The sequence below is a fragment of the Brevundimonas aurantiaca genome (assembly GCF_014199955.1).
Lineage (GTDB): Bacteria > Pseudomonadota > Alphaproteobacteria > Caulobacterales > Caulobacteraceae > Brevundimonas > Brevundimonas aurantiaca.
The window spans coordinates 173,075-182,812 of sequence record NZ_JACHOQ010000005.1 but is presented as its reverse complement, the minus strand read 5'-3'; the positions used below and the strand labels follow the sequence as shown (position 1 = coordinate 182,812).

9 protein-coding genes are annotated in these 9,738 nt (G+C 68.7%); 2 read left to right on the top strand and 7 right to left on the bottom strand.

Going from position 1 to position 9,738, the window contains the following annotated elements; all coding sequences use genetic code 11:
* Positions 1-177 precede the first annotated feature (177 nt).
* Positions 178-384, top strand: coding sequence for a type II toxin-antitoxin system RelB family anti-toxin (relB, locus tag GGQ93_RS11940; RefSeq protein ID WP_183217226.1), 207 nt, complete (start codon positions 178-180; stop codon positions 382-384).
* Positions 385-487: 103 nt separating this feature from the next.
* Entirely contained in the window at positions 488-691 is a 204-nt protein-coding gene (locus tag GGQ93_RS11935; protein ID WP_183217224.1) for a helix-turn-helix domain-containing protein, read from the top strand.
* A gap of 47 nt (positions 692-738) precedes the next feature.
* Here GGQ93_RS11935 and GGQ93_RS11930 read toward each other — a convergent pair whose 3' ends face one another.
* The 7 genes from GGQ93_RS11930 to GGQ93_RS11900 all read right to left on the bottom strand — a co-directional run bounded on the left by GGQ93_RS11930 (position 739) and on the right by GGQ93_RS11900 (position 9,621).
* Positions 739-1,980, bottom strand: coding sequence for a DUF3363 domain-containing protein (locus GGQ93_RS11930; protein WP_183217222.1), 1,242 nt, complete (start codon positions 1,978-1,980; stop codon positions 739-741).
* Positions 1,981-2,293: 313 nt separating this feature from the next.
* Positions 2,294-2,473: a hypothetical protein gene (locus GGQ93_RS11925; RefSeq protein WP_183217220.1), complete on the bottom strand. Its 180-nt coding sequence runs from the start codon at positions 2,471-2,473 to the stop codon at positions 2,294-2,296.
* A gap of 66 nt (positions 2,474-2,539) precedes the next feature.
* Positions 2,540-3,478: a DUF2493 domain-containing protein gene (locus tag GGQ93_RS11920; RefSeq protein ID WP_183217218.1), complete on the bottom strand. Its 939-nt coding sequence runs from the start codon at positions 3,476-3,478 to the stop codon at positions 2,540-2,542.
* A gap of 344 nt (positions 3,479-3,822) precedes the next feature.
* The gene (locus tag GGQ93_RS11915) at positions 3,823-4,278 is read right to left on the bottom strand and encodes a GcrA family cell cycle regulator (protein WP_183217215.1); all 456 of its coding nucleotides are present in this window, start codon (positions 4,276-4,278) and stop codon (positions 3,823-3,825) included.
* Positions 4,279-4,415: 137 nt separating this feature from the next.
* Complete coding sequence (locus GGQ93_RS11910) at positions 4,416-4,829, bottom strand: single-stranded DNA-binding protein (protein WP_183217213.1); 414 nt, start codon at positions 4,827-4,829, stop codon at positions 4,416-4,418.
* Between the two features lie 33 nt (positions 4,830-4,862).
* Positions 4,863-5,216 (bottom strand): single-stranded DNA-binding protein, encoded by a 354-nt coding sequence (locus GGQ93_RS11905; protein ID WP_183217211.1) that lies wholly within the window; start codon positions 5,214-5,216, stop codon positions 4,863-4,865.
* Positions 5,217-5,334: 118 nt separating this feature from the next.
* On the bottom strand, positions 5,335-9,621 hold the full coding sequence (locus GGQ93_RS11900; RefSeq protein WP_183217209.1) for a bifunctional class I SAM-dependent methyltransferase/DEAD/DEAH box helicase: 4,287 nt from the start codon (positions 9,619-9,621) through the stop codon (positions 5,335-5,337).
* Positions 9,622-9,738: the final 117 nt, after the last annotated feature.

Here is a 9,738-nt window from a genome sequence, read left to right as displayed (position 1 = left end):
TGCTCTTCCGTGAACCGTGATCGCTTCATTCTGTCCGTCCTTTCGAGGGGCGGACTCTAGCTATTCCTGGAGGAGTTTCAGGGGGTCACGTCACTCTCGCAGAACAAATCAACCGCTAGCCGAAAATGACACGGCTAGGGGACAGCGTGAAGGTAGCGATACGCGCCAACTGACGGGATGGACGTTGTTAGGCATCTTGGAAGGCGCGTTAAAACCCTGCGCAAAGAGGCCAAACTTTCGCAGGAGGAACTCGCGTTCCGCGCGGAGATGAAACGCAGCTATGTCAGCGATTTAGAGCGGGGCAAAAGAAATCCTACGGTTCGCGCACTCGGGCGTCTGGCCGTCGCCCTGGGCGTTCACCCGGCCGAACTGCTGCAAGATTGAGCCGAACGCCCGGGTGGGCCAACCTGAGGATTTTTGCCACGCAGGACAAAATTGACACGATTGGTGGGCGGCGTTCAGCGCGCTGGGCTGGCCAGAAGGGCGGATGGACGTTGTCGTTCGCTTTGGAAAAAATGTACGGGCATTGAGGGAGCAAGCAGGCTTCTCCCAAGAAGAACTCGCCTTTCGTGCCGGAATGAAGCGAACTTATCTCAGCGATCTTGAGCGCGGTACGCGCAACCCTTCTGTGCGCGCTCTGGGGCGCTTAGCCGTCGCGTTAGAAGTGGCACCCGCTCGCTTGCTCGAATAGCCGCCCCCCCGCGCGAGAAGAAAATGCGTCCTGGTGGATCGCCAGTTTCATAGCCCCAGATCAGCACCCCGCCCTCGGATCACCTGAGCCAGACCATTTCCCGTCGGCGCCAAGGTGATGGTCTTGCCGGTCTCCAACCGCTCGGCTCCCGCCCTGAGCCGCCCATAGTGCTCGACCCCGCCTCGATCACGTACAATCACGAAAGGCGCCGCGCCCGCTTCGTCGTGAAATCCCGACTTGACCACCATGCCCTTCACCGGCTCCCGACCCAGAGGCCTGACCTCCCGGCCGCCTTCAAGCCGCCTCTGGTTCAGGGTGCGGATAATGTCCCGGCGGGCCTGAAGCGTCCGAAGCCTGACTTCCAAATCACCATCGAGACGGTAGCGCCGGCGCTGCCGCGTCGCCAACCCGAGACCTTCCAGATGACGAAGCCGGCCCCGCGTCAGGGCGGCCCAGGCAGCGGCGCCGCCGACGCCGTCATCGACCAGCCCGTTCGCATCCGCAGACGACAGAAGTCTGCGGTCAAACGCCGTGAACCGGTTCGCCGTCGTCTCTTTCCAGATGCGCCTTTCGGCGTCGACCCGTGACAGATCGCCGAGCCGCTCCTGGGCGACCTCCTGCGCACGCGCCCGAAAGCCGTAGCCCATATAGTCGCGGGGAATGACCAGGTCGCGGCCGTCCGCCCGGTTCCCCCGCATCAGGACATGGGCGTGCGGTTGATCGGTGTCGTGGTGGCAGGTGGCGAGCCAGGTCAGGTCCGGCTCGCCGAGATCGGCCGACACCCGGCGCATGACGTCCCGGACGTAGCCCTCCAGATCGTCGATCCTATCGCCATGCTCGGGGGAGATGATGAACCGGAAATGATGGCGGTCCTCGCTCCAGGTGCGGAGCGCGGCGCCCGGATCCGCAGCCTCTCCGTCACGGTCGAAGAACCCCGGCCTCGCCCCTTCGACGCCGGCTCCGGCTCGACCCAGATAGGCGAAGTGAGCGGCCAGTTTGACCGCCCGCGCCGCGCCCTTGCCCGTATGGCGGCAGACCAGGGCCTTGACGACCACCCGCTGACGGATGTCGAGGCGGAAGGGGCGGCCGGACCGGTTTTGCGCCGCGCGGAGAACGCCGGACCGGTCGCCGAGCGCGAACATCCGGGAGCTGGCCAGCCGTTTCATCATCCCCATGCGGACCGGATCCCGCTCGAGCTTCAGACGCGAAGGAAGCCGGACATCCAGGCCGGGGCAACTCTCTCCGGCGCCTGAGGAGAGACGGTTCTGAATGGCCTCGCCAACGAGCATGAAGGTCACTCCGATCCGTCAGGACCAATCCGCCTGACAAGTCATTCCAAGTCATCCAGGGTCGAAAACTCTTCCGATAAGACACTGAAGAAATACAGGAAACGAGAACCGCCCGACATCCTCTTTTATCTTGCCCTAAGCCGCTTTGGACGGATTTTCAGACATGGTCGTCACACCTGCGCAAAACTCCGCAAACCTCAGCAACAACGACGGCTGAGAAACGGCCGCAAAGCATACGAGGCTCGAAAGGGGGCAGTCGCGAACCGGGTGACAAACAAGAACCCGCCCGGCCGAAGCCGAGCGGGTCTGTGGGTCAGGCGTCAGGGTCGTCCGGTTCGTCGTCCCAGAAGGCAGGGTCGCAGGGATCCGATCTGCGGATGCAGTCGTCGAACCAGAGGTCCGCAGCGGACAGCATCCCAGCCAGCTCTCGTTGCTCAGCCTCCCATTCAGGATCGTCCTGTCCGTCAAGGTCGTTTTCGAAATCGGGGGTCATCACAATCTCCAGAAAAGAACCCGCCCGGCCGAAGCCGAGCGGGTCGTTGATCTCAGTCTCGAACGATCAGGCTGCGCGCGCCTTGATGGGCACATGCCGCATCCCGTTCTCCGTCGCCTTCTGGCCGAGGTTGAGCGCCGGTCCGAACGGCCGCTGCTCCCCCCGCGCCCGGTCCACCGAATGAACCAGGGTCAGGCAGACTTCCGGTTCGAGGGCGATCAGCTCGTCGTTCGCCCGGAAGGGAGCGGCCTTGCCGTGCGCATCGAAATCCGCGCGGGCGAGGATGAGCTTCACGCCCTTCTGCTGCGCCCATCTGATCGCCAGCTTCTCGGACCCCTTCGCCCCGGTCGTCGCCAGGGCCATGTCCGGCCACTCCTTCTTGGCCCAGTTGAGCGCGTCGAAGATCCGGCCCGCGTCCTCCCGGGTATTGGCCGTCGGCGCTCCCCTGAAGGCGATGATCGGACCACCGGGATCCTGCTCGCCGGCCCGGCGGTTGCGGACCGCCCGGATCGCCTGTTTGGCTTCCAGCTGGGCGGCGGTCAGAAAGGAGCCCCGCCGGCTGCCGCGCCACGCCGTCCAGACCTCGCCGGTCGCGATCGTCCAGGTGTCCGAGGCCGCGTCCCGGATAAGCTCGGCGGCCTGCGTCGCCGCATCCCCGGCCCGGGCCGCCGCCGTCGCCTCCTGGAGTTCGACATCTGCCGCCTCCGATCCGTCGAAGTCCCGCTCCAGCGAGCGCATCGTGTCGCGGGCGCGATCGGCGTCGCGCTCGATCCGTCCGGCCGCCGAATGGAAGGCGCCGATGAGGGCTTCGCCGAGTATGGTCTGATAGTCCTCCAGCGCGGTGTCGGAGATCACGTCCACCAGCTCGGTCATGAGCGCGCGCCCGAGCTGGACCAGGGCGTCCTCGGTCGGGTGCGGGCGTGGATCGCCGAGCGAGGTGGACAGGTCGTCGAAGGCGGAGTCGGACTTCGACGAGGCGAAGGAGGCGGTGCTGTGCAGGGTCATGGGCTCATTCCTTGAGATGAAGAAATGTCGAGCGCCCCAAGCGCAACGACCCCGGTTTTGGCCACGGCGGGGTCCCCGGCAGTCACCGGAGCGGACCGCCCTTCGCGGGCCGCGGAGGGGAACGGCGCAGCCGTTGACTTCTGGGGTGGCGTGACAAAATCGGAGGGCGTTGTGTGGGGGCAAGTCCTCGCCCTCTTGGGCGAGGACACAACTCGGCGCCGTCGCGCCGATACGGACGAGGACGCGGCGCCGTCCTTCGCCCGCGGCCGACCGGGTCGGCCGCGCCAACCCGTCGACGCGGCGGCCGTTCAGCGCCTTGAAGCCGGTCGCCGCGACCGGGATCGTCACACGCCGGCCAGGCGGGCCAGCTGCTCGAACGTCTGAGGCGCGCCGCGATAGGCGATGGCCGCGTGATCGCTGCAGAAGGCGCCGCGGCTGACGGGACAGCCGCAGAGGCTGAAGCTAGGCTTTAGGGGATCGCCGAGCGGCCAGCGGCATTCTCTTCGTCGGACAGTCAGGACGGTGCGGCGTCCCACGGTCGGCGAAACGGTCGACGCATGACGGACCTCCGAGCGAGCACCGGCCGGCGGCCGGGTTCTCTCTGAGGCGGCCGGGCGGGGACGGTTCTCGCCCGCGGCCGGCTCCGGCCGCAGCGCGGAGAGCCCCAGGCGACGCACCTTGCCGAGCACGGCGCTGCGGCTGATGCCGGCGCCCAGATCGCGCGAGATAGACTCGGCGGTGCGGCCCTCGCGCCAGAGGCTCCTGAGGCGCTTAATGCGATCTTCGGTCCAGACGGTCATGGGCGGATCCTCCTCAACGAGCCCCATCGGCCCGCCCTTTTCCGCCCTTCCTCCACCCTCCGGCGCGGCTCGACGCGAAAAGGCCCGAAGCGCGAAGCGCCCCGGGCCTTGATCGCTTCTGTCCGTCCTCCATGCGGTCAGAACGGGATGTCGTCGTTCAGGTCGTAACCGCCGGCGGCATCGGCGCCCTCGGCCACGCCGGACGGCGCGTTCGCCCGCTCCCTCCGGTTCTTCAGCCGGATGTCGCCGACAATCAGGCGCAGGTCGTAATGTTCGACCCCGTCCTTGCCGGTCCAGGTGTCGTTCTCGACGTGGCCCTGGATGACGACCCGGCTGCCCTTCTTCGCATAGGGCTCGATGTAGTTCTCGGCCGTGCCCTCGTTGAAGCAGATGCAGTTGAAGCCGGTCGTGCGCTCGCCCGGCTCGCCGTTGGCGCGGCGAAAGCGGGTGGTCTCCAGGACGCGAAAGCTCGCGCGCTTCTTGCCCGAGCCCTGGGCCGACAGAATCGAGGGGTCGGCGGCCAGATAGCCTTCGATGGTCAGGGTCTGCATGGTTCAGTCTCCTAGGATTTCGAGTTGTGTGGATCAGGCGGCGGCGCGGTCGTCGGCCGCGTCGCTGTGGCGGTCCTCGGCCCAGTCGAGGACGGTCAGGCGGTTCACCACCAGCTCCTTGGCGGTGCGCTCCTGGCCGTCCTTGGCGGCGTAGGCGGTGTCGATGAAGGCGCCGACGACAACGGCTTCGCAGCCCTGGGCGAGCCCCCGGGCGATGACCTTCTCGTTCAGCCCCTTGGACCAGCTGACGCAGTTGACGCCGACCAGCCGGGGCTTGCCGGCGTTGTCGGTTCCGCGCTGCTCGAGCAGGCGAAAAACCGCCTTGCCGAAGTCCTCGCTGATCTGGGGGGCGGCCGCGAGGCGACCCGTGAACACCATGGTCTGCATGTCAGTCTCCTTGAAATCCGAGGCTGACGGGGAGCCGATCTCCCCGATCCCGCCTCACCCGAGACCTCCCTTCCTCCGATCCTTCCTGGCGGACGGGCCTTCGCCCGTCCGCGCCCGTTCAGGCCGCCACGCCATCGAGGACCGACTGCACCGGGTGTCGGCGCAGCACCGCCTCCACCACGTCCGGACGGTCGACCGGCGCGAAGACCCGCGGCGCATAGGCGATGATCTCGACGAAACACCCGAGGGCCACCAGGGCGTCGCGGTCCGCTCGCCCGCCGACGATCTCCAGCCGCCACCTGTCCATCACCCTGGAACGCTTCAGCCAGAACCCGCCCGAAAGGGCGAGCTGGACATTGCGGTCGAGCACCATGGCGGCGGTTTGCGCGCCGTCGGCCCAGGCATCGCCGACCTCGGTCAGGCCGAGCGCGGTCTTCAGACTGGCGGCCTGGACCGGGTCGAGAACCCGGCCGAGCCAGCGCCGTCCGTCCGGGGCGCGCACGCGGCGCACCGAACACCCCTTGGCCGGCAACCGTCCCCAGATCGGCAACAGCAGGCCCGTGGCCAGGGTCAGCTGGCGCGTCCGCCAGGGATCCGTCCGCGCGACCTCCTCGTCCCAGATCGCGCGCCAGCCGCCCTCGTCCGTCTCCGTCCAGGCCGACTCCTCGAACGCCTTTTCCGGCATCACCTGGCGCTGGTCCGGACGCAACAGGCGCACGGCCGACACGAGCCGGTCGTCATCGGTCGTCGTCGTCAGGCCCAGCTCGGCGAGGGCGGCGCGTCCCGATCGCTCGTTGACCACCAGGCGAAACGCAGCATCGCGCGCGCCTTCCAAGGCGGCCTGCGAGGTGACGATTTCGCGCCGGACCTTGAGCGAGAAGGTCACCAGCGCCGTTTCCGCGCCGGTCGAGACATCGGTCCGGATGGTCTCGGCCTCGATCACCTCCAGCTCCTCCGCCTCGATGTCTTCGAGGCCCCGGTCCAGCTCGCCGGACGCGGCGGCGCGTTCGAGGATCCCGCCGAGAATGCGGTCGTAGTCCGCGAACAGGGCGTTCTGATCGGCGATGCGCAGGGCCAGCAATCGATTCAGGAAGGTGTGGATCGGCGGCAGGTCGTCCGAGGGCTTGAGGGCCCCGTCGGCGTCGCGCAGTCTGAGGCCGGTCCTGGTCTCGAAATCCTCCAGGCTCATGGACGACAGTTCGCCGAAGCCGAGCGCGCCGTAGAAGACCAGCAAGGCGCGTCGCGCCCAGGGGCTCTCGAGATTGTCCTCGGCGCGGAAAAGGCCCGCGCCCGCCGTACGGCGCTCTCCGCGCGTCAGCGCGCCCAGGGAGTCCAGCCGGCGCGCGATGGTCGAGGTGAAGCGCTTCTCGCCGTGGATGTCGGTGGTCACGGGCCGGAACAGCGGCGGGCAGGCCTGATGGGTCCTGTGGCTGCGCCCGAGTCCCTGTATGGCCGTATCCGCGCGCCAGCCGGGCTCGACCAGATAATGGCTGCGCCTCTGCTTGTTTGGCGACGACAGGTCGGCGTGATAGCTGCGTCCGGTGCCGCCCGCGTCCGAGAAGATCAGGATGCGCTTGCGGCCGGACATGAAGGCGTCGGTCTCCGACCGCGCCGCCGAGGCGCCGCGCCGCTCGACCAGCCGCCGACCATCGCGCAGGACCACTCGGCGCGATCGGCCGGTGATCTCGGCCACCGCGTCCGTGCCGAAGGTCTCCAGCAGGGCGTCCAGGACGCCGGGGACAGCGGGCAGCAGGGCCATCCGCTCAATCAGGTCTTCGCGCCGCCGCAGCGCCTCCTGGCTGGCGGCCGGTCGACCGTCGATCATGACCGGGACCAGGGTGACGGCGCCGTCCTCGCCCTCGATGGCCTCCATCAGATTCACCGGGAAGGCCTCGCGCAGATAGTCGAGGACATATTCGCGCGGGGTCAGGTCGATGGAGAGGTTGTTCCACTCCTCCGGCGGGATGGACGCGAGCCGGCGCTCCATCACCGCCTCGTTGGTTGAGACGATCTGGACCACGGCGGAACGCCCTTCGGCCAGATCGGTGCGGATCGAGGCGGCCAGGGTCGGCGCCTTCAGCCCGGCCAGCAGATGGCCGAAGAAGCGGAGCTTGGCGCCCTCGAAGGCAGAATGGACCGCGGACGCCGCGAGACCGCTCTTCGCCTTGCCCTCCGCATCGTTGACGCCTGTCGCCTTGAGCGCCTCGGCCAGGTTGGCGTGGATCAGCTGGAAGGCGTCGGCCCAGGCGTCCCAGATGCGGATGTCGTCCTCGGTCAGGGCGTGGAAGAGCGGCTCATACTCGACGCCCTCGAACGACAGGGACCGCGCGACATAGAGGCCGAGCGCCTTGAGCTCGCGCGCCACAAGCTCCATGGCGGCGACTCCGCCCTTGTCCATGGCATCGAGGAAGTCATCGCGGGTGACGAACGGCGCCTCCGGTCCGCCCCACAGCCCGAGCCGCGAGGCGTAGGCGAGATTCTCCGCCGTCGTGGCGCCGGTCGCCGAGACATAGAGCACGCGCGCCTTCGGCAAGCGGTTCTGCAGGGCCAGACCCGCCATCCCCTGAAGGGAGGCCTTCCTGGCTCCCCGCGCGCCCTTTCCGCCGCCGGCCGCGTTGGCCATGGCGTGGGCCTCGTCGAAGGCGATGACGCCGTCGAAGTCCTCGCCCAGCCAGGCGACGATCTGATCCAGTCGCGAAGCCTTCTCGCCTCGGGCCGGCTGGCGCAAGGTCGCGTAGGTGGTGAACAGGATGCCCCGGTCCAGCCGGATGCCTTCGCCGAGCTTCCAGCTGCTCAGGGGCAGGATGTCATGGGCGCCGCCGCCGATCGCGCCCCAGTCACGACGCGCGTCCTCCAGCAGGGCGTCGTTCTTGGACAGCCACAACGCCTTGACCCGTCCCTGGGCCATGTTGTCGGCGATGACGGCGGCGATCTCCCGGCCCTTGCCGCAACCGGTCCCGTCGCCAAGGAAGAAACCTCGGCGCAGTTGAAAACCGCCCTCGACGTCCTCGTCCGACAGGGAGAGTTGGTGCGCGACCTCGCCCGGCCGCCACCAGGCCGGCAAGTTCCCGGCATGGGCCTCGCCGGCGTAGATCACGGTTTCGGTCTGGGCGTCGGAGATCCGTCCCTCGTCCCGCACAGCGGGCGGCAGGACCGGCCGATAGGTCGGAGCCGGCGGGGAGACGGACGCCATCGGCCCGGATTCCACCAGTGGCGAAGGATGCGGCCGGGCCTCCGGCAGACCGATCCGGGCCAGCTGATGGGCCTGATAGAGACCGACATCCCGGCCCTCGCCCGCCCAGGGCCGACACTGGTAGGCGACCGGCGCCGCCCCGGTCAGAAATCCCAGCCGGCCGGACGGCAACGCCAGCGAGCGGTTGCGGCTGGTCAGGAAGGCGCTCGCCGCCACCTCCAGCCGGGCGCGCGGTTTGACGCCCGCGCGCCCCGTCACGGCGGCCGCCAGCGCGGCGCAAGCGGCGAGGTCCTCGCCGCCCGTCAGCGGCGGCGGGGGTCCGTCCGGCTCCGTCCTGTCGACGACGAGGAGGCCGGTATCGACGGTCGTGCCATGTCTGGCGAAGGCGCGTGACGGAAAGGCGATCCGGGCGCGGATCCGGCCTTTCGACCCCAGCCGCGCCAGCAGGGCGTCATCGCCCAGGGCGGTCAACGGCACGATGGCCGCCATGCGTCCGCCGTCGGCGAGGGCGGAGAAGGCGGCGACCAGATGAGCTTCAAGCTCGGAGAAGGGCGGATTGCAGACCGCGACATCGAAGCGACCGGCGTTAGGCAGAACATCCTGAACGTGGCGGCCGTCGTGACGGGATCGCGTCGCCCTCGGGAAAAGGCCGTCGAGTAGATCGGCCCGGCCGGCGCCGATCTCATTGAGGGTCAGTTCGCCGCCGCAGGCCTCCGCGACGACGGCGATCAGACAGGTGCCGGTCGACGGCTCCAGCACCCGGTCGCCCGGCCGGACCTGAGCAGAAAGAACGGCGAGCGCGGCCAGCTCCGGCGGGGTGGAGAACTGGTCCAGCGCGACCTGCTCCTCACTGCGGCGGCTGTGGGTCAGACCCAGGCCGCTCACGCTCGCCAGCAGGGCGGCGATCTCGGCGGGGGCGTCCTCGAGCCGGCCCACCTGCGGCGCGAGCCGGCGTAGCTGCAACACCGTCGCCGCCTCGATCGCCTCATAGGCGTCGCGCCAGGACCAGACGCCCTCCGCGTCCGAGCCGCCGAAGCCGGTGGTCATGACGTTGGAGACCAGCTTGCGGTCCAGGGGTCGCGAGCGCGCGAGATGCGTGGACAGGGCGCGGGCGACGGCGAGGACGTTCGCGGCCCGGTCGCCGGCTGAGGGCGCGTCGAACAGGGACAGGGAGGTTGAGGACGGAGTGAAGGAGCGTGGAGATGCCGACATGATGAGAGGTCCGATCGCGCGGAGCGGCGGGCTCATCCCTCCGGTCCTCCAGGCGCGTCCTCGACCGCCCTTCCTCCGCCTTTCGCCGAGCGAGACCTCACGCGGAAAGCCCGCCCC

What these genes read in the sequence shown, in the direction of transcription:
- relB (WP_183217226.1), top strand. Translation starts at nt 178, where the DNA reads ATGGACGTTGTTAGGCATCTTGGAAGGCGCGTTAAAACCCTGCGCAAA.
- GGQ93_RS11935 (WP_183217224.1), top strand. Translation starts at nt 488, where the DNA reads ATGGACGTTGTCGTTCGCTTTGGAAAAAATGTACGGGCATTGAGGGAG.
- GGQ93_RS11930 (WP_183217222.1), bottom strand. Translation starts at nt 1,980, where the DNA reads ATGCTCGTTGGCGAGGCCATTCAGAACCGTCTCTCCTCAGGCGCCGGA.
- GGQ93_RS11925 (WP_183217220.1), bottom strand. Translation starts at nt 2,473, where the DNA reads ATGACCCCCGATTTCGAAAACGACCTTGACGGACAGGACGATCCTGAA.
- GGQ93_RS11920 (WP_183217218.1), bottom strand. Translation starts at nt 3,478, where the DNA reads ATGACCCTGCACAGCACCGCCTCCTTCGCCTCGTCGAAGTCCGACTCC.
- GGQ93_RS11915 (WP_183217215.1), bottom strand. Translation starts at nt 4,278, where the DNA reads ATGACCGTCTGGACCGAAGATCGCATTAAGCGCCTCAGGAGCCTCTGG.
- GGQ93_RS11910 (WP_183217213.1), bottom strand. Translation starts at nt 4,829, where the DNA reads ATGCAGACCCTGACCATCGAAGGCTATCTGGCCGCCGACCCCTCGATT.
- GGQ93_RS11905 (WP_183217211.1), bottom strand. Translation starts at nt 5,216, where the DNA reads ATGCAGACCATGGTGTTCACGGGTCGCCTCGCGGCCGCCCCCCAGATC.
- GGQ93_RS11900 (WP_183217209.1), bottom strand. Translation starts at nt 9,621, where the DNA reads ATGTCGGCATCTCCACGCTCCTTCACTCCGTCCTCAACCTCCCTGTCC.